We start from the raw sequence: 19,061 nt of genomic DNA, 5'->3' as shown, positions 1-19,061 counted from the left end.
TTATTAAATGCAGAGCATTGATTAACTATATTTCAAAACTATTATGATAAAATAGAATTATCACTATTTTCACCATACAGGATTATTACATAGAATTTGGGGGGATTAACGATGGAGTCATCAAATTTTCAAACAGAGGCTATCTTAGAAAAACCACAGCATAGGATTATGCCGAAAAGAGTTTTAGCAAAGAGGATATTTTTCATTATTATCGGCAGTATTTTAATGGGAATAGGAATCGAGGAATTTCTTGTTCCTAATAAAATATTAGATGGAGGAATTGTCGGAATTTCTATCATTCTCTCCCATTTATCTGGCGCGAAATTAGGCTATTTTATCTTTTTACTCAATATTCCCTTCTTCTACATCGGCTACAAGCAAATTGGCAAGACTTTTACTCTTTCCACTATGCTAGGCATCACAGTCCTTTCTCTTACTACGATATTATTACATGATGTACCTGTATTTACATCGGATTTACTTCTCGCAACGGTATTTGGCGGTATTATCCTCGGCATTGGCGTGGGAATTGTCCTCCGTTTCGGCGGCTCCCTTGATGGAACAGAGGTATTAGCTCTCCTTTTCAGTAAAAAAAGCCCCTTTTCTGTTGGCGAAATCATTATGTTTTTTAACGTCTTCATCTTTATTAGTGCTGGATTTGTTTTCTCATGGAATCGGGCTATGTATTCATTAATTGCCTATTTTATCGCTTTTAAAGTCATTGATATTGTTATAGCTGGTCTAGATGAATCAAAATCGGTCTGGATTATTAGCGATCATTCAGAAATCATCGGAGAAACGATATTGGCAAGGCTTGGGCGTGGCGTTACATATCTAAAGGGCGAAGGTGCCTATACTGGTGACACGAAAAAAGTAATTTTTTGTGTCATTAACCGTCTCGAAGAAGCAAAACTTAAAACAATTATCGAAGAGTTGGACCCTGCTGCCTTTCTTGCCGTTGCCAACATCTCGGAAGTTCGCGGAGGCAGGTTCAAGAAAAAAGATATTCATTAATATTACTCTTTGTTATTGCCTAAAAAGCTAAGCATTTTTTAGGCACCCTCTTTCTACGCAATCTTCCTTCGATGGGAACTTTGGAACCTTCCAAATAACTCCATACTTAGTCAGGAAAATAGAAAATCAAAACCATTCCTAGGTTTATTTCTCGTCTTTTTTGTGAAAAATTTCATTTGATAGGAGGTTATGATTTGCGGAAAAACATAACATTATCGATTTTAATCGGATCAAGCATTGTTTGTTTACTTTGGCTAATTGGCTTAAGCTGGGTATTAATCGACTATAACAATCAGCCTGAAAGCAGCGCTAAAATAGCTAGTGAAGAGAAAATAAAAGAAATGGAGAAAGATGGCATACGTCTTTTAGCTCTAGGTGATTCCCTTACCCGTGGAACCGGTGATGATACGGGTAAGGGTTATGTTGGTTATCTTTCTGATGCCTTAGAAGAAAAAACAGAGGAAGAAATCACCATTACCAACTATGGGATCAAAGGATTAACGACTGATAAATTGGCCGAACAAGTAAAAGAAGACGAAGTACAAAGACAAATAACTCATGCTGACCTTCTCTTTATAACCATTGGCGGGAACGATCTTTTTCAAGGGGGAGAATCTTTATCTGAACTCAATGAAGATTCTATAAGTAAATTAATGAAAGCTTATTCCGAGCAATTGCAGGCGGTACTTTCATCAATTCGATCCATTAATAAAGACGCCACCATCTATTTAATGGGCTTATATAATCCTTTTAATGATTTAGACAATAGTGCTTTAACTTCCCAAGTAGTCCGCACTTGGAATAATGCGACTGCTGAAATATGTGCTAATTATCCGCAAACTATTTTTGTTCCAACCTATGATATTTTCCAGCAGAATGTTCAGCAATATTTATATTCTGACCATTTCCATCCAAATAAAAAGGGCTATCAGCTTATGGCTGAACGGGTAGCATCCCTTATTTCCTGGGAGGTAAATGACAATGAGTGACATTACGTTATCAGTTTCGCATTTAACGAAAAAAATCGGAAAGCGGGCTATTATTAAAGGCATTAGCTTTGAATTAAAAAGCGGAGAAGTATTCGGTTTTCTCGGACCAAATGGTGCTGGGAAAACAACAACCATCCGGATGCTTGTTGGATTAATCAAACCTACCTCTGGTCAAATATCCATTTGCGGCTATGATGTCAAAAAGGATTTTTCCAAAGCAATGGAGCGTTTAGGCTGTATTGTAGAAAATCCAGAGCTTTATCCTTATTTGACCGGATGGGAAAACTTAAAATACTTCGCACGAATGCTGACAAATGCAGATGATAAGCGAATAACAGAAGTTGTAGAGTTAGTAGGATTAACGGAGCGTATTCATGACAAAGTAAAAACTTATTCCCTAGGAATGCGCCAGCGTCTTGGAATTGGACAGGCATTATTAAGCAGGCCGAAAGTTTTGATACTAGATGAACCAACCAATGGATTAGACCCTTCTGGGATAAGAGAAATGAGGCAGTTCATTCGTTTTCTGGCAAAAGAAGAAGGTCTAAGTGTATTAGTCTCCAGCCATTTATTAAGTGAGATTCAGCTCTTATGTGATCGTGTATCCATTATTTTAGACGGTAAAATCATCCATACTGAATCAGTACGTACTTTACTGACGCAAAAGGAAAAATTAATTTGGCGATTTACCCCGTTAGAAAAGGGAATAGAAATCTTGAATAAACTTGCTCCATCTGTCACAGTCCAGGAAGAAAGGGTGATTACCCCCTATATAGAAGAAGAAGTTTCTAAGTGGAGTCGTTCATTGATGGAAGCCAATGTCGCTATAAAAGAAATGAATCGGCAAATCCCTTCGCTTGAGCATCTATTCTTAGAGCTAACAGGAGGTGATTCTGTCGGTGAATAAACTCATCTATAATGAAATGCTAAAGCTCGTGAAAAGTAAACGCTTATTGGTTGTGACGATTATCATCGGAATAATGATCATGATGTTTACCTATGCACAGCATCGTGAAATGGAAAATGTCAAAAAAAGAATTGGCGATACAGACTGGCGCGTCACCCTGCAGCAATCAATTGTCGATATGCAAAACAGAATCGGTTCAAGCGGGATTTCCGAAGAATTCCGCTCCCAGTTAAAAGTTCGCATCGACCAAAGTCAGTATTATCTCGACCATAACATCAACCCGCAAGATCCAGGTGCTCCCACCTTTTTGCGCGTGTTTCTCGATAATTCCATCCAGCTGCTGCTACCGTTAATGGTAATGATTATTTCAGCTGATATGGTTTCTTCGGAAAAAAGTTTAGGGACCATTAAGCTGTTGCTGACAAGACCGGTACGGCGTTGGAAAATCCTTTTAAGCAAATATATTACGCTTATTCTCTCGGTTTCCTTTATCTTACTTATGTTCGGGCTATTTTCTTATCTCATTTCCGGATTATTCTTTGGATATACAGGGTGGACCGCACCAATGCTAACTGGGTTTACCGTGGAGGCTGGTGAATTAAATACTGCCAATGTTCATTTAGTCCCGCAATGGCAATACATTCTCATGATTTTTGGACTCGGCTGGTTTGTGTCTGTTGTCGTAGGGACACTTTCCTTTATGTTCTCTGTCCTTATTAAAAGTACAGCTGCAGGAATGGGCGCTATGCTCGCATTCTTGATTTCTGGTACTATCATTAGTTCGATCGCTTCTTCATGGGAATCAGCCAAATACTTTTTCATGGTAAACTTGCGTCTAACAGATTATCTCCAAGGGAATATACCGCCAATAGAAGGCATGTCCCTGCCATTTTCCCTAATGGTACTATCTATTTGGGGACTTGCCGGGATTATTATCTCCTTCCTTGTCTTTACGAGAAGGGATGTTTACTAAAGTTTAATGTTGTTATACGCATAAAAACGGAACTTCCCATTTTGGGAGACGTTCCGTTTTTGCTTATATACTTTCAGCTTGTTTGACTAACGCCCACGTTAGTTTAAGTCCAATACTTCACGGTCGAAGAAGAGGAATCGGAATATTTAATACAAAAAGAGTGTGAGGTAATATACACTCTTTTCCTGGTTTTAACAATTTTCCTGTCATATTTATTCTTTTATTCATACAAATTTAATCTAAATCATAAAAAATTCTTTTTTTGGTTGAAAGCACAAAGAAATTATTCTATAATTATGACAGCTACTTTGCTATGCAAGGTAGCTGTCATTAGAATAACTAACTTGCAATGCAATTTAGTAGAGGAGGTTATAGAGTTTGTCCATTAGAACTCAATTGTTAAAAGGAATCCTAGATGGCTGCATATTGGGCATTATAGAAGAACAGCCAGTCTATGGATATGAATTATCAAAAAAGTTACTAAAAGCTGGATTGCCTAAGATAAGTAAAGGAACCATATATCCAGTACTACTCAGATTACAGAAAAGCGGATTTATTCGCAGTGAGACAATGACAGCTGCATCAGGGCATAACAGAAAGTACTATTATTTAACAGACAATGGTAAAAATGAATTTGAAAGCATCGCAAAAGAGTGGAGAGTAGTTGCAGTTTCGTTTAGTAATTTATTATTAAAAAGAAAAAGTAGTGTGATCCATAATGATACAAATTAATGAAATAACTTATTAAAGAGCTGATTATGAACAATCATTTTTTTAGAGCACAGTAAAAGGCGGGAAAATATTGTTACTCAATTGGATCAAATGGAAATTAAAAATCAGATGGGAAAATCAAATAAACCATATTCTCTTTTTTAAAAATAAACAGGTGAACAATAAATGGATTTGGATTGTTATATGGAGTTTCATTAACTTTTTTACCCTTTTAGGAGGAAGTTACTTCCTTTTTAAATCAACTATCCTAAATGAACGATTAATTATAAATGAGCAACCATCCAGTATCATTTCAACTCTAGCTATGCGCTTCCTCTTTACCCTAAGGGAAGATTATCATCTGCTATGGTCAATACTATTCTTTATCATATTCATACATGCTATTGTTGCCGGTATTGCGTCTTCTAAATGGCAGCTGCAGTCTATTGATAGAGATTGGTTAATTATTAATCTAAAGATTAGTGCGCAAAAATCAAATATTTATATTTATTTGGAAACTTTAATATGGGATTCGCGAAATTTCCTAATAACCTATGTGCCGATTATGCTATCAATTGGGCATTTGTTAAGTCTAAAACCAATAAAGATAATCCTCATATCTTTAATTGCATTTTTGTGTTTCCTGCTACTTGGAATAATGAGCTCCATTTTTCATAACCGATATATAAACTTACAAAAAAAGAGAGTAAATTCTTTATTTCGAATTGTTACAAGTATTCTTATAAGATCATTTCTATTAGTTACAGCATTAGAGTTGAGCAAATCATTAATGCCTTGGATTAAAGACTTTCCATTAACATCAAATAATATAGAGATTGAAGAATATTATGAATGGATGCAACTTGGCATCACATCTCTAGGACAGTTATTTGGACCGCTAGAATATGTGATTTCTTTTCACATTTTGCCAAATAGCATTTTAGCAAATTACGCAATTGGAGACCTAGAGTTTCATGATTTACTCATTTTTTGTTTATTAATTCTTATTGCAGGCGGACTATCAGTTTTTTTAGCCTTTGATAACTCTAAACCTTCTAATAAAAATTACTCACTTTCTTTTTATGAAAAGTGGATTATCTCTTTAAGTGGAATGATAAAAACAAAACCATATATTACATTTTTAATTAAAAGCGATTTACGCACAGACTATTTTTTTAATAGATTTCCGATAATTTTTGGACCTTTCTCTTTCTGGATTCAGGTTGGGATATACACTAGTTTCATCCAAATATTTGAGCCAGCAGATAAGATGTATCATCTTATTTTATCCTTTTATTTCTACTTTTTTGTATATTTTTATGTGTCTACAATGTTCTCGAATTTAAACGGAATGTACTCTTTAGATAGTATTGGAAATCGTATCATATTACATCTGATCTCCAAAAATAATGTTTGGTCTATATTTCTATACAAGATTCGACTATTTTTAATCACTACACTGCCGTTATTTATTGTGTGTGACATTGTTTTTATGATTATTAATCGAATTCCCAGCAAGATTGCGATCATTATCGTTATCAATCATATGCTATTTTATTTGCTATTAAGCACTGTTTTATTTTTACCATCAGTTATATGTCCGCATTATAACTTTTTGAATCTTGAACAACTTGAAGATTATCCAGATCAAAAAACTATACGGAACTCTATAAAGTACTTAACAGTTGGTGTATTTATTCCGTGTTTAATGTTACCAGCAGCGTTGTTAATGTCAGATTACATAAGTATCTCTCAATATCTAATAGTAAATGTTTTTGGAACTATAGCCTTATTTTTTATACTTTTAGGATCTATTATTGCGCTTATAAAATCTAAATTAATAAACTATAAGAGTTTAGATGATTTTTCTTTATAGGAGGGGATAAATTGGAAAATATTTTAGAGGTTAAAAACGTAAATAAAATAATTGAAGGAAAAGAGATATTAAAGAATCTTAGTTTTTCATTACCAAAGAATAAAATTGTTGCATTTTTAGGACCGAATGGGGCAGGAAAAACGACCACACTTAAAATAGGGGCAGGTCTTTTAAAACAAGATTCAGGAGAAATACTAATTCTAGCAAATAAAGATTCACTCCATAAGACATCTCATCCAGTTATGTTTATACCTGATTACCCTTTATTATATGAAGAATTAACAGGCTTTGAATATATAGAAATGATGATTAGTCTTTTTGAAATCAAACTGAAAAATCCTTATGAAGACCTTGCTCTATATGATATGGATAATGAATTACCAAAAAAAATAAAGAATTTTTCTTTAGGAAACAAAAAAAAGATTGCCTTATTTACTACTCTTTTAAGTAAACCATCCTTATTATTGCTAGATGAATTTATATCAGGTATTGACCCATTAAATATGAAGATAATTAAGACTATACTAAGAGATTATGCTAATAGAGGAAATGCAGTACTTTTATCTACACATCAATTAGAAGTGGCTCAGCATTTTTGTGACACTCTTATCTTGATTAAAAATGGTGAAATCCTAGAGGAAAACATGTCAATTACCTCGGTAACCGACAAATATTCTACATTAGAAGATTATTTTTTATCCACATTAAGACTAACGGAGGAAGATTATGAATAAGAAGCTGTACATTATAGGAGCGTTAGTATTTTCTATATTTGCTGTTATTCCACTAGTTTTTTCATTGTATATGGGACATATTAAAGATGCTACTATTATCACTTGTATTCTTATTGCAGTGTTGGCATTTTTAACTGTTGAATATAAAAATTTAAAGAATAAGAAGGGAAAATAGCCCAGTAGAATAGATTAGTTTTAAGTTATCTATTTATCCTAAATTCCAATTAAATCAATCATATACCAGCATTTCCCTCACCACGGACTCCAAATAGTGGTCGAGTGGAATGCTGTAAATTTATTTTGTATTCTTAAGATATTAGTATTAAGCTATTCATTTCCAGCTATTACAACTTCTATTTCGCAATTCCTCAGCCTCTTTCCTCCACTTGGTTTTGGGATTTCTACTCTTCTTACTGGTTGGGGCTTGTATTTTCCTTCTTTTATGAGATTAATTAAGTCTGTTCCTTTTTCTATTAAGTAAAGGCGAGTAGCTTCAATATCTTTCGCATCGACTCCTGCTGCTCATTTATTTCTATTAACCTTCTTAAAAGCTTGGTTCAGATTTTCCTCGTCCATAATTTGTTCAATAATTGTCCGTTGTGATTTCATATTGTTCCCATGTTCTCAAGGTTACACGAGGTGAACTCCACACTTTATGGATGAATCCTGTTTTCCGAACATTCTTCCTGTCATAAAGTCATAAGTTGGCTGTGTCTTTGTTTCCCCGTAAATCGCTCTAACGTGGTCGCTCCTTTCATTCCGTCCTTCCCAATCCTGAGGATTGGTACTATGACATCTGCTGACTTCTCTTAGTTCAGTTACTTATCGCTAAGCAAGTTCTTAAATTAAGGTATCTAAGAGATCTCCCAGGGTAAGTTCATACACTTTCCCCTCATCCATCTGCACATTTATTCCTGCACCATCTGGGGATATTTAGGACTTCGTTTTGTTTAGCAAACTCGTCCTGGAACAGAAACCTCGAATGTGATTCGTGTACCTCAGACCGAGGGTTTGCCTAGAGCTTCCTTTAGATTCCAAGTCACATGGACACCCTTGCTTTCGGCTAATGGTTCGCATATCCCAACGCCCATAACGGACTTTCACCGTCTAGTTGATGAACATGCCTGGCACACTAAAAACGGAACTTCCCATTTTGGGAGAAGTTCCGTTTTTGCTTTTATACTATCAGCTTGTTTGACTAACCTGCCCCGTTTGTTCCACAAGATAAATCAACTATTATGGCAAAAGGCTGCAATAATGCAGCCTTCAGCTTGTTGACAAAAGGAATTTAGGAAATGTAAATGGAATTATTATGCATTGATTGGAGTGAAAGGGGTGAGACTCCCTCGAGGAAAGTTGATATACCAACGTTTACAGCGTTATTTTTTTAGTCCAATATTTTTTTAGGAAAACTCTTTGAATCATATTTTAACTAACTATTCCATTAATTATAATATTTGGTAAGTAAGTGGACGCGACGCTAGAGCCAATAGGGATTTATTGACAAATATACACTATTAGATGCATCCGGTATCTCTACTCTTCTTATGAGGACGTACCCTCCCATGTCTCTTAGCGTCGCGCGCTTACATTCCTTCGTTTGGTCTCATCATAAGGCAGAGGCTGGCATCATGCTCCTGTATGGACTCTAAGTCGTAAGTCTCTCTAAAAGCCAGCTTTCCTGTCATCTTTTTGAATATAACCGTCTTATAGATTTTTATTTGGGTTGGAGGATAGAGAGATCTTGTCTCATTCGCTCCTTATCAAACAGTACTTCTTGCTGACAAAGTCCATGAAAAATCTTTAACATTTTATTACATAGAACGACTAATGCTTCTTTCTTCTTCAAAGGGTTTTCTTTTCTAGAGATATAATACTGATATAAATCATAAAAGGTTTCATTATTTCTAATCAAAGGCAAGACAGCACGATAGAGAAGGGCTCGCAGCTTTCTTCTCCCTCTTTTGGAGATTCGCTTTTGTCCAATCATCTTTCCAGAAGAGTTCTCTCGTAAGGTTAATCCCGCTAATTTAATAAGTTGGCGTGGATGTTTATAATGCTTGAGAGAACCCACTTCTGCTAGTAAATCTATAACGGTAGTTTCCCCAATGCCAGGGATTGATAATAAATAATGATATTCCGCTTGTTGCTCTGCTAGTGTCTTTAAACTTTCATTTACCTGTTCTAATTGCTTTGTCAGAAGTTCGTATTGAGTAATTAAAGAGTAAATTTCTATACGAGCCATATTGGAGCCTTCTGTTAATCCAATAGATTGTACCGCCACTTTCTTTAGTTGTGCTATTTTAGGTCTTGCTGGATACTTTAGTTTTTCCTTTTCCAAGTATAAAAGGACTAACTCCTCGATTTCTTTTTCCATTAAGTCTACTGGTAAAGGGGTATGTTTTAATATGGCACATGCATTCAGCCCTAAATCTTTAAATGCTACTTTAAATTCAGGAAAGTAACGATCCGTCCAGCGAATGATACGATTCTTCACTTTCGAAATGTCCTTTTTCAGATTCCACCGAATAGAGGAACCTTCTCTAAGCTCTGCTTCTATTCCTTCTATTTGACGAGGATCACTAAAGTATCCATTGGTTATTAGTTTAGCAATGACTCTCGCATCCTTCTTATCATTCTTCGTTTGTAAGTTATCATCCAACTCCTTGGAACGATTCACATGTAGAGGATTGACCATGACAAAACGAATATCATTTTGGGTAAGAAAAGCAGCTAAATTCATCCAATAGTGCCCAGTAGGCTCGAATCCAATCAATAAATCATCCTTTTGATGAATTGCCTTTAGATTTTGAAGCTTGAGATAAAATTGATGAAAACCATGATGAGACTGGTGGATAGAAAAAGAGGTACTTAACTCAACCCCTCGATCGTCCACCGCACATGCATAGTGTGTATTTTTAGCAATGTCAATTCCAATGATTAAAGTGGAAGTAGACACTTGATTTAAACGGTGATTACGGGTATTATTCATAATAGATTCTCCTTCTGACGCTGTGTTGATTGGTCTCAATATTAGCATCATAAAGGAGGATCTTTTTTTGTGCAATACCACAGAAACTAATCCCACAGGAATGCTCCTGTGGGAATTACCGAATTAGGAGTTTGTCGACAGTCTGAAGGCTGCAATAATGCAGCCTTTTAAATTATTTTGTTAGAAAATCTGTTACCACATCACGGAATATATCTGCCGCCTCATAATGAGGAGTGTGACCGCAATTTTCTATAAAATAAATTTCACCTTGTTGTATATCATTTATATAAGTTTCAATTTGAATTGGGCAAGTAACAACATCATACTGACCTAAAATTAAAAGACAAGGCAACCTGATATCTTTTAATAATGGTAAGGCTGATTCAAATATCTTCCCCTCATCTCTAAGTCGGTTAAAATGAATTTCGGATTTATCATAGAATATATCCCACTGTTCATCGGAATACATACTAGTATCAGTTGGATTATTAAAGTTATGAGTATATATATGCATCCTTTTTTCTTCTAGAAATTCACTAAGTTCCATATAGCCTTCTACAAGTTCTTTTGTAGTACAGGAGGAGTCATTAGAAAGTTTTAGACACCTATATCGACTTTCAGACATCTTATATTTTTTAAATAAACTGGCTGTTTTTTCGAGAAGTGCCTTAGCCGTATATTTAAAGTCAAATGTTGGTCCTTCAAAGATTACTTTATCTATGGAGTTGGGATACCGAAAAGCATATAGCACAGCTAGATAACCACCAAAAGAATGCCCTATTATAGACCATTTCTTAATTCCCAGGCAACGGCGAAGTTCCTCACAATCTTCGACTAAATTATCAAGACCAAAGGGTTCATTCTCGCTAATACCTTCAGACCTACAAACGCCTCTTTGATCAAATGCAATCAATCGAAAGTTCTGACCCAATCTATTTGTTTGATGATAAGTAAAGTCGAAACAACTTTCTCCAGGGCCTCCGTGTAAATATAGTATTGCTTTATCAGAGTTTGTATCGTTGACTTCCACGTACAGCTTTTTTCCATTAATCTCAATGAATTGCCCATTCTTCATTAATATCTCCTCCTCATCTTTTAATGAATAGAAACTCAAATTCATATATAGGAGGAGGTCTTGCGAATAGACAAAAAATTAAGGGTTAATGAAATGGTTTGATACAGTATCTCATATAATAGTTCCTCCAAATAAAGTTTTTTATTATATTCGATGTGATTTGAAAAAATCCTTCTTCCGCTAACCTGCCCCGTTTCTTCCATAGGCTAGTTTCAAGGAATGCTTCCATAGTTCCTGAAGATGCAAAGCATTACTATAACTCCATTTTATTTAACTCGAAACTTAATCTTTAAAAATACCTTTTAATTTCGGGAATACTTAAGTGGGATGAGTTCACTAATTGCAGTTTTAATTAACTCGCCATTTATTTCTAGAAGGACAAAACATTCTGGTGCATAGTCAGAAATCAGCTCCCTACACATACCACAAGGACTTACTACCTTTATACGTCTATCTACTTCATCAGAATAGGGATGTCTGACTGCAACGATTGTATCAAAATCCTTTTGTCCATTTGATATAGCACTACCGATTGCAATAGCTTCCGCACAAACCGTCACTCGTCCAATATACGCTTCAATGTGTACTGCCGAAATAATCTCCCCTGTTTTCGTACGAATGGCAGCTCCCACATGATGTTTATCGTCTTCATAAAGCATTGTTATCTTCTGTGTTGCTACTTCTACTAATTCTATATCTTCTTTAGTTGTGTTAAATATTTTCATATGGACTCCTCTTACATTAGTTGAATTTATGCATTTAGTTATCTTCATTTATTATTCAGAATTTTAATGTCCTTGTTACAATGTCTTGTTGCACTATCCTGCACCTGATTGTGACATACAACATTTATTCTTGCAATATGGCTCTGATAAAAAAATAAAGAACTGCAATTTTCCCTGCAGTTCTTTCAGAAATATTTCTTATATAATTCTCGTCTTAATTGTCCACTTAGATAAGCGTAAATCCTTGTTGTTTCACTTTTCTCATGCCCCATCAAGTTTTGAATAACTTCTAATGGTGCTCCATTATTAATTAAGGTGGTTGCATAACTATGCCTTAATTGGTGCGGATGTATACACTTACTAATTTTTGCTCTTAACGAAATCTGTTTAATGACATATCTCATTTGTGCAACACCCATTCGGTGTGGGGCACGGAGATTAACAAATAAAGCCTACTCATTATCTTTTCTTTCCTCTAGATATCTCTTTAGCCAAATGCTACTTCTTGTATTAAAATATACTTCTCTTTCCTTCTTCCCTTTTCCATATACAACAACCGACTGTTCAGAAAAGTTAATAGCACTTTTATCCAAGTTCATGATTTCACCTATTCTACACCCAGTCGAATACATAAACTCAAATAAGGCTTTTTCAAAAGTAGTTATACAGGCTTCCCGTAATAACTCTATTTCCTCTTCCGTTAAGAATTTTGGAATCTTACTCTCTAATTTCGGTTCTTTAATGGCTTGTGCTGGATTAAAAGTTATATATTTTTCTTCTTGTGCCCATTTAAATAAAGACTTAATAAAACGGATTCGATGGCATAAACTAGATGCTTTCAATTTACTAGCTACTTCCCCTAAATACCATTTTATAGATTCTCTTGTAATATCTTCTAGCAGAATATCTCCTAAATTATTTATTAATAGGATGGATTGTACCTTATATGCTTTTAATGTCTGTGATGAATAACCTTGAATTTGTTTATCGGCTTTATATAAATGCCAAGCTTCAGATAATATCATCTACGAATCTTCCTAACTTTTTAGGAACATTATTAACTAGTAATATATAAAATATACTTCTTTTAAGATTTTCTATGTAAGAAATGCCCCCGTTAACCCATAACGCATTAACTTTTAAACTCCATAAAGTGACTTGAATTTGGATAAAGATTTCCCCTTGTAAATCCGATAGAAGAATAAAATCTATCAGCTTGTTCGGTATCTGTATAAAGAACCAAAATTTTATAATGTCTTTTCGCTTCTTCTATTATCCTTTTTACCAAAAGACTTCCTATACCATTTCGCCTATATTCTTTATAGACATAAAACCTTCTCAGTCTACCGATATTTTGAGCACCTGAAAATGGGTCTTTATTTAACCCACCAATAGCAACAAGTAAACCTTCTTCATTAAAAACCCCAAATAAGCCTTCACCAAGATGGTTGAAAGTATTATTGCCATTTTGATATTCATTTAATAATCTTTCTACAAAACAAAACCCATCTTCTTTGCTTTGTTTTACTAAGCTAACCAAATCAAAATTCAACAGATTGTTAATGTACTTTACCTCAAACTTCTCCATACTCATCCTCCCTCTAGTTTATATAGTTCCTGCCCCGTTAGTGCCCGAATAGATAAAAAAGCATTCCTCCATCTTGGATTAATGCCCCCGATAGTTTAAGTACAATATTTCACAAACTTTTTTAAAGTCCCCCATTGCTGAATATTTGAAAAGCCCTCTTAGTTATGATATCTCCCTTGACAAACCAAAAAATTATTAATTTTCCATGCAATAATACATAATTGATAAAAAAATACCAGATACTTGTTATAGAATATAAAATTAATCTTAAAAAGGAATTGATTATATGGATAATAAAAAGGCTGCAAAGTTAACTGCGGGTGAGTTAGCACACTGTTGGGAACAGTTCATGAATAATAGTATGTCAAATGTTGTTTTGGAGTATCTTACCCTAACATCAGAACTAGAAGAAGTTAAATCTCTTTGTAGTGAGGCGGTTTCTATTTCTAAATCTGCTGTACAATTTTTTGAATCTGTTCTACGAAGTGAAAACTATCCAATCCCTAAAGGCTTTAACATTAAAGATGATTTAAACCCAAATGCCCCTAAGATGTATACGGATGTTTTTATACTATTTTATTTAAATAATATGTCTAAAATTGGAATGTCCTTAACAAGTATGGCACTATCCGATTCAGTAAGGGAGGATATCCGCAATTTTTTCCATGAACAATTAAAAAACGTTTCAAATTTATTTGAACGTACAACAACTATTCTATTAGAAAAGGGAGTATTTGTAAGACCTCCTTCAATTACCTCCACTCATGAAACAAACCCAATTGCAGATAAAGGATTTTTGGGTAACTTCTTTAATGATAATCGAGAATTAACGGCAAGAGAAGCAAATGAGCTACACAAAAATGTTTTTATGAATTATATTGGTAAAAACTTATTAATTGGATTTATACAATCTACATCTAATCAGCAATTAATGAGTTTATTGCAACATGGAAAAGAATTATCTTTAAATATTATAGACAAATTAGGTGATATTTTAGTTCAAAATGATTTGCCTATTTCAATGACTTGGGATACGAATGTTTTGGATGGTAAAACATCTCCTTTTTCAGATAAATTAATATCTTATCTATTAGACCAACTTAATCGTGATAGTATCGCCAGTTATGGATATAGTGCAGCAGTAAGTATCCGAAAAGATTTAAAAACTACATATGCAAAGATAATTGCAGATGTGTATCAATATGAAGAAAATATAAAAACCTTTATGATAAAAAATGAGTGGATGGAGAAACCTCCTGTTGCACTAAATAGAGATAAGCTTGCTCAAGACTAAAAAAAAATAAAGCTACCAAAGTACGGTAGCTTTTTTGTTTTTCAAAGGAGTATTCCAAATCTCCTTTAAGAAATGGTGAGTGTACTAGATATATGAAAGCCATTATTCCACTAACCTGCCACGTTAGCCCCATAACAAAAAAGGAACGCCGCAGCGAATCCTCTTGTGCTCAGCACTCGTTAGTTGAACAATCAGCTGACCACCTTATTTTCAAATATTAACTTTATAATTTAGTGTAAGTTCATCACCTGGTAATCCCCTAATTCCCCAATTATGTTTAGGGGTTTCATATATGGTGATTTCCACATCCTGAGAGGTTATGTTTAACTCGTTTTTAATTCGTTTGAACAGTAAATTAATCAACTTCTTCTTACTTTCTACTGTCCTACCTTCAAATATACTTATTTCAATTATGGTATAATTCTCTGTTCTTCCGTCCGCAAATAAAAAATCATCTTTATCCATAGGAAAGAAGCGATGAAACCTCTTTTCTGATGGATACTGAAATGCATCCATAACACAAGAATGTATTACCTCAGATAATTGTTTTTTAATTGGGTTTAAACTTTCTTTAAGACCAAACACTCTAATTTGTGCCATTCTCGATTCATCCTTCCTTATCTACTCTAAACTCATCTGACTTAATTAAAAGATATTCAATAAACTTTATAAAAATCCTTCTTTAACTATCCTGACCCTTTAATACCTTAATAGATAAAAGTTCATTCATCCATCTTGAATCAATGCAACAGTTAGCTAAAGAACTAGTGTATTATCTTATCTCTTTAAAGTCCCTATCCAAACATCACCCTTGTCGAGACTATATTGCAGGAAACTCCCATCTTCATCTTTAATTCTTACGGCATCATATGCTTTTCCCTTAATTCTTGATACTTGTTTTTCGGTTAAAGCACCTTCTTCTAACCATTCATTTAAGTCATTTTCATCGTAATAATCACTCTCTATATGCAAATCCCATTCAAATTGTTCTAACTTGTCTCTCAAAGAATGAAATTTATCAAATGGAAACTCCTTATTTTCTTGCCTTCTTTTGAAGGTTTTATCATAAAAATCAAGACAATTTCTATATGCGACAACAATTTGTGAATTAATAAAATGAGGGTCATAAAGCCAGAGTTTCAAATAAAAGTCTTCCTCTTCTTTTTTCATTTTTTGATGCCACTCTAGGTAAACTTCGATCATTGCATCAAGTAAAAGGCTTTTATACCAATTAGGAGGGTTTCTCCGTTCTAATTTATAAAAAGGATGAATCCATAATTTTTCGTATTGTCTTTGATAATTCCTTAAGTAGTCCATATCTAAATTGATTGCATTTTGCTTCCATCTTTCGATTTTTCTTTTATGTCTTTTCCAACCTCGTATTTTCTTCTTTTTTGAAAAATAAAACACTTGTACACTTCCTTTATTGATTTATATAACTCAATGATACCTTATCTTCTTGTTTAACTAACCTCCCTCAATAAAAAATGCGATACCCCTGTCCTATATTAAGACAGGGGTCATAAAGTTGTTGTTAAATTGTTTAGAAAAAACACATTATTGGATAATATATCCTATCATAAAGTTACTCCTGCATTATCTGAATAAGGTTGCCGCATGTATCGTCGAAGACAGCTATTGTTACTTCGCCCATTTTTGTCGGCTCCATTGTAAACTTTACGCCGTTTTCCAGTAATCGTTCGTACTCTTTACGAATATCTGCCACGCCAAACATTGTTACCGGGATGCCTTCGGTAAACAGTTTCTTTTGATACTCTTTAGCTGCTGGATGGTTATTAGGTTCGAGCAAAAGCTCGGTACCTTCTTTGTCTTCGGGAGAAACAAGCGTTATCCACCTATATTCTCCTGCTGGAACGTCATGCTTTTTTACAAAGCCCAAGGTTTCTGAATAAAACTTCAGTGCCTTGTCTTGATCTTGTACGAATATACTGGTAACAATGATTTTCATATTTCTTTGCCTCCTTTGATATTGAAATGTATGTTGCTCTAGTCTCATTAACTATTTGTTTATATTATACTATTAAGAGCGAATAATAAAGTCAGCTCAATTTTCGGGAGAAGCAATGGTTCTCTCTACAATAAACCTGACCCTATAGTTACATAAAAAATATTCATTCGGCAGTTAGTGTACACTTGTAGATTCCTTCTTTTGCTCCGCTTCTTACATTAGATATTAATAAATGTAATATAGCAGCCAATCACCTGCAGACATTTGACGCAAAAGTGATTGCTGCCATACCGTGACACAGCTTTGCACTCCCGCCTTCTATGGCTACATTTTTATGAGAAGCGGATTCAACACCAATCCAATATCTGCTATTCTGACTTGTTAGATCCGCCATGCCCCAATCCCCTACTCCTCAAATGCTAAACTCGTTTTCAACCGATCTAGTTGTAAGAAATGATGTCTGTAATGCATTACAATCAACAAAAACCACTCCTGTGCGTTTAATGCACCAAATCCCGGATGAAGCATCTTATTACTTACGACCGATTGATGTAAAATTGACTCCATATTCCTCATCCGTTCTACAACCCTATGAAGCCCATCTACCAGATACTCCATGCTCTCGGGTGGTTGCGGAGTATAATTCGGCGAAGCAGGGACCTTAATACGAACGGCAGGAAATTGTTCTAATTTAAACACTGCCTTCCCCTGCTCCGTTTTTTCCATCGCTGGATTCAATGTCGATTCGCTGCCATCTAAACATTGCTCGGCATTATGCAGATGAATAAACGCTGATTGAATTAAATGTACATACATCTGTCCAATGGACCAATCTTCCTCGTTCAACTTTCTATTTAATTTCTCCATATTGAGTTTTTTTAGTTCTGCCAAATATTTTTCGACTGTAAATTCAAATGACTTCAAAACTTCCTTTGTACTACTCATCCTTCTAGCAACTCCTCATTATTTTGATATATTCATAGTATAAAAAAACACTACTGACAAGTGTATGTCAGTAGTGTTCTAAAATTTTTCTCGCTACTTCTCGAACCTTGTGACGCAAAGATTTCGGTTCAATCACCTCGATATCTCCGCCAAAGCCAAGTAAAAAATGCAATATTTCCTCCGGATATCGAACACGAAATTGAAAGATAACCTCCTTCTCCCGCTCCTCAATGGTATCAATATAAAAATTAACTGCCTCTATAATCTTGTCGGCAATTTCTGTGGTTGCCCTGATTAAGATTTTTTCATCTCGATTGTCAGGTGGCCGATAGCTGCTTAGATCAAAATTATTTGGCAAAAGAAATCGTTCCTCCAACACAGAAAGTTCGGTCATCCGTGACAAGCGAAAATGACGTATATCTTGTCTCAAATCACAGTGTGCGATTAATATCCAATTTCCATGAACTAGTGTTAATCCATATGGAGAAACCTTACGCTTATTTTTCCGCTTCCCATCCGTTCCTGGCATATTTTTGATATACACAAAACTGATTTTGCATTGTTTCAATATTGCGTCACGAACTTGATTAAGATAAGTTCTTACCCTATCTTCAGTTGATGGTTCACCTACATGAAGCAGTCGCATGGTTTCCCGAACAAGTGTTGATTGGTTGCGGACTGATTCCGATAAAGTAGCCTCGATTTTTCTTTTAGCAGTCTTAGCATAAATACCGTAATCAGTATCCAACCTTTGTTCAATAAAATCAGCTCCCATGAGCAGAGATACTGCCTCTTCTGCTGTAAAACTAACCGGGGGCAGAAAATATCCTTCCATTAAGGAATAACCCAGACCAGGAGCGCCTAAAATCGGAACCCCAGCCTCACTTAGTGCTTGAATGTCCCTATATATCGTACGGACACTTGTCTCAAATTGAGAAGCTAAGTCTTCTGCCCTCAGCGTTTTGCTTCGCTGTAATTCAAGCGTGATTGCAAGCTGCCGCTCAGTTTTATTCATTTTTTCTGTCCTCCACAGTTTATCTTTCAAAATATATTAATGATCCGTCATAGTTGAATAGCAGCATGCAGATCTCTAAGAGAGGATCATCTTCGCAATGTATACGCGCTAAATGCTTCGATTTGTTGCCTCGTAACGATTCTAAAATTCGCTATCCAACTAAAAATTCCCCATAGCAACTCTCGGGTTTCCATCCATGTTCACCAATTCTTAATCTAACAAATATTCTTCAGCAGAATTAATCATCTCTTACC

Annotated in this window: 19 protein-coding genes and 1 pseudogene; 9 read left to right on the top strand and 11 right to left on the bottom strand. The window is 34.9% G+C overall.

Features of this window, described 5'->3' with window-relative positions; all coding sequences use genetic code 11:
- The first annotated feature begins 168 nt into the window (after positions 1–168).
- The 8 genes from NX902_RS05850 to NX902_RS05815 all read left to right on the top strand — a co-directional run bounded on the left by NX902_RS05850 (position 169) and on the right by NX902_RS05815 (position 7,379).
- Positions 169–1,014 carry a YitT family protein gene (locus tag NX902_RS05850; protein WP_371000152.1) on the top strand — a complete coding sequence of 282 codons (846 nt, stop codon included), beginning with the start codon at positions 169–171 and terminating at the stop codon, positions 1,012–1,014.
- Between the two features lie 194 nt (positions 1,015–1,208).
- Entirely contained in the window at positions 1,209–2,003 is a 795-nt protein-coding gene (locus tag NX902_RS05845; RefSeq protein ID WP_047945008.1) for a GDSL-type esterase/lipase family protein, read from the top strand.
- Complete coding sequence (locus NX902_RS05840; protein WP_082138465.1) at positions 1,996–2,910, top strand: ABC transporter ATP-binding protein; 915 nt, start codon at positions 1,996–1,998, stop codon at positions 2,908–2,910. Before NX902_RS05845 ends, NX902_RS05840 begins: the two co-directional genes overlap by 8 nt.
- Positions 2,903–3,883: an ABC transporter permease subunit gene (locus NX902_RS05835; protein WP_144545347.1), complete on the top strand. Its 981-nt coding sequence runs from the start codon at positions 2,903–2,905 to the stop codon at positions 3,881–3,883. Before NX902_RS05840 ends, NX902_RS05835 begins: the two co-directional genes overlap by 8 nt.
- Before the next feature lie 378 nt (positions 3,884–4,261).
- Complete coding sequence (locus NX902_RS05830) at positions 4,262–4,615, top strand: PadR family transcriptional regulator (RefSeq protein ID WP_047945006.1); 354 nt, start codon at positions 4,262–4,264, stop codon at positions 4,613–4,615.
- Positions 4,616–4,769: 154 nt separating this feature from the next.
- Positions 4,770–6,470, top strand: coding sequence for a hypothetical protein (locus NX902_RS05825; RefSeq protein ID WP_341160601.1), 1,701 nt, complete (start codon positions 4,770–4,772; stop codon positions 6,468–6,470).
- 11 nt (positions 6,471–6,481) lie between these two features.
- Positions 6,482–7,204 (top strand): ATP-binding cassette domain-containing protein, encoded by a 723-nt coding sequence (locus NX902_RS05820; RefSeq protein ID WP_053215823.1) that lies wholly within the window; start codon positions 6,482–6,484, stop codon positions 7,202–7,204.
- Positions 7,197–7,379 (top strand): hypothetical protein, encoded by a 183-nt coding sequence (locus NX902_RS05815; RefSeq protein WP_047945004.1) that lies wholly within the window; start codon positions 7,197–7,199, stop codon positions 7,377–7,379. The genes NX902_RS05820 and NX902_RS05815 overlap by 8 nt, the downstream gene beginning before the upstream one ends.
- 1,542 nt (positions 7,380–8,921) lie before the next feature.
- Here the strand turns inward: NX902_RS05815 and NX902_RS05810 are convergent.
- The 5 genes and pseudogenes from NX902_RS05810 to NX902_RS05790 all read right to left on the bottom strand — a co-directional run bounded on the left by NX902_RS05810 (position 8,922) and on the right by NX902_RS05790 (position 13,584).
- A complete protein-coding gene (locus NX902_RS05810; RefSeq protein WP_341160568.1) occupies positions 8,922–10,196 on the bottom strand; it encodes an IS110 family transposase in 1,275 nt (424 codons plus the stop codon).
- 172 nt (positions 10,197–10,368) lie between these two features.
- Complete coding sequence (locus tag NX902_RS05805) at positions 10,369–11,271, bottom strand: alpha/beta fold hydrolase (protein WP_047945072.1); 903 nt, start codon at positions 11,269–11,271, stop codon at positions 10,369–10,371.
- A 302-nt stretch (positions 11,272–11,573) separates the two neighbouring features.
- Positions 11,574–11,996, bottom strand: a complete 423-nt coding sequence (locus NX902_RS05800; protein WP_047945071.1) for a cytidine deaminase — start codon at positions 11,994–11,996, stop codon at positions 11,574–11,576.
- Between the two features lie 185 nt (positions 11,997–12,181).
- Positions 12,182–13,021 (bottom strand): annotated as a pseudogene (locus tag NX902_RS05795) (tyrosine-type recombinase/integrase).
- Between the two features lie 107 nt (positions 13,022–13,128).
- Positions 13,129–13,584, bottom strand: a complete 456-nt coding sequence (locus NX902_RS05790; RefSeq protein ID WP_047945070.1) for a GNAT family N-acetyltransferase — start codon at positions 13,582–13,584, stop codon at positions 13,129–13,131.
- A 286-nt stretch (positions 13,585–13,870) separates the two neighbouring features.
- On the opposite strand from NX902_RS05790, the gene NX902_RS05785 reads away from it, so the two are divergent.
- Entirely contained in the window at positions 13,871–14,878 is a 1,008-nt protein-coding gene (locus tag NX902_RS05785) for a DUF3231 family protein (protein ID WP_341160600.1), read from the top strand.
- Between the two features lie 210 nt (positions 14,879–15,088).
- On the opposite strand, the gene NX902_RS05780 is transcribed toward NX902_RS05785, so the two are convergent.
- The 6 genes from NX902_RS05780 to NX902_RS05755 all read right to left on the bottom strand — a co-directional run bounded on the left by NX902_RS05780 (position 15,089) and on the right by NX902_RS05755 (position 18,807).
- On the bottom strand, positions 15,089–15,478 hold the full coding sequence (locus NX902_RS05780; RefSeq protein WP_047942725.1) for a tautomerase family protein: 390 nt from the start codon (positions 15,476–15,478) through the stop codon (positions 15,089–15,091).
- A gap of 177 nt (positions 15,479–15,655) precedes the next feature.
- Positions 15,656–16,231, bottom strand: coding sequence for a hypothetical protein (locus NX902_RS05775; RefSeq protein ID WP_445668894.1), 576 nt, complete (start codon positions 16,229–16,231; stop codon positions 15,656–15,658).
- A 232-nt stretch (positions 16,232–16,463) separates the two neighbouring features.
- Positions 16,464–16,847, bottom strand: coding sequence for a VOC family protein (locus tag NX902_RS05770; protein ID WP_047942727.1), 384 nt, complete (start codon positions 16,845–16,847; stop codon positions 16,464–16,466).
- Between the two features lie 250 nt (positions 16,848–17,097).
- Positions 17,098–17,241, bottom strand: a complete 144-nt coding sequence (locus NX902_RS05765; RefSeq protein WP_235973255.1) for a hypothetical protein — start codon at positions 17,239–17,241, stop codon at positions 17,098–17,100.
- A gap of 11 nt (positions 17,242–17,252) precedes the next feature.
- Complete coding sequence (locus NX902_RS05760; RefSeq protein WP_047942728.1) at positions 17,253–17,792, bottom strand: DinB family protein; 540 nt, start codon at positions 17,790–17,792, stop codon at positions 17,253–17,255.
- A gap of 67 nt (positions 17,793–17,859) precedes the next feature.
- Positions 17,860–18,807: a helix-turn-helix transcriptional regulator gene (locus NX902_RS05755; RefSeq protein ID WP_047942729.1), complete on the bottom strand. Its 948-nt coding sequence runs from the start codon at positions 18,805–18,807 to the stop codon at positions 17,860–17,862.
- Between the last annotated feature and the right edge of the window lie 254 nt (positions 18,808–19,061).

Source organism: Niallia sp. FSL W8-0954, from assembly GCF_038005605.1.
GTDB lineage: Bacteria > Bacillota > Bacilli > Bacillales > Cytobacillaceae > Niallia > Niallia circulans_A.
The sequence above is the reverse complement of the archived record's forward strand: the minus strand, read 5'-3'. Positions and strand labels throughout refer to the sequence as shown.

Excerpts from the sequence above, each read along its gene's own strand:
- NX902_RS05770 (WP_047942727.1), bottom strand. The coding sequence starts at position 16,847 with ATGAAAATCATTGTTACCAGTATATTCGTACAAGATCAAGACAAGGCA.
- NX902_RS05800 (WP_047945071.1), bottom strand. The coding sequence starts at position 11,996 with ATGAAAATATTTAACACAACTAAAGAAGATATAGAATTAGTAGAAGTA.
- NX902_RS05810 (WP_341160568.1), bottom strand. The coding sequence starts at position 10,196 with ATGAATAATACCCGTAATCACCGTTTAAATCAAGTGTCTACTTCCACT.
- NX902_RS05755 (WP_047942729.1), bottom strand. The coding sequence starts at position 18,807 with ATGAATAAAACTGAGCGGCAGCTTGCAATCACGCTTGAATTACAGCGA.
- NX902_RS05760 (WP_047942728.1), bottom strand. The coding sequence starts at position 17,792 with ATGAGTAGTACAAAGGAAGTTTTGAAGTCATTTGAATTTACAGTCGAA.
- NX902_RS05805 (WP_047945072.1), bottom strand. The coding sequence starts at position 11,271 with ATGAAGAATGGGCAATTCATTGAGATTAATGGAAAAAAGCTGTACGTG.
- NX902_RS05785 (WP_341160600.1), top strand. The coding sequence starts at position 13,871 with ATGGATAATAAAAAGGCTGCAAAGTTAACTGCGGGTGAGTTAGCACAC.
- NX902_RS05840 (WP_082138465.1), top strand. The coding sequence starts at position 1,996 with ATGAGTGACATTACGTTATCAGTTTCGCATTTAACGAAAAAAATCGGA.
- NX902_RS05815 (WP_047945004.1), top strand. The coding sequence starts at position 7,197 with ATGAATAAGAAGCTGTACATTATAGGAGCGTTAGTATTTTCTATATTT.
- NX902_RS05780 (WP_047942725.1), bottom strand. The coding sequence starts at position 15,478 with ATGGCACAAATTAGAGTGTTTGGTCTTAAAGAAAGTTTAAACCCAATT.
- NX902_RS05850 (WP_371000152.1), top strand. The coding sequence starts at position 169 with ATGCCGAAAAGAGTTTTAGCAAAGAGGATATTTTTCATTATTATCGGC.
- NX902_RS05790 (WP_047945070.1), bottom strand. The coding sequence starts at position 13,584 with ATGGAGAAGTTTGAGGTAAAGTACATTAACAATCTGTTGAATTTTGAT.
- NX902_RS05765 (WP_235973255.1), bottom strand. The coding sequence starts at position 17,241 with ATGGCGGATCTAACAAGTCAGAATAGCAGATATTGGATTGGTGTTGAA.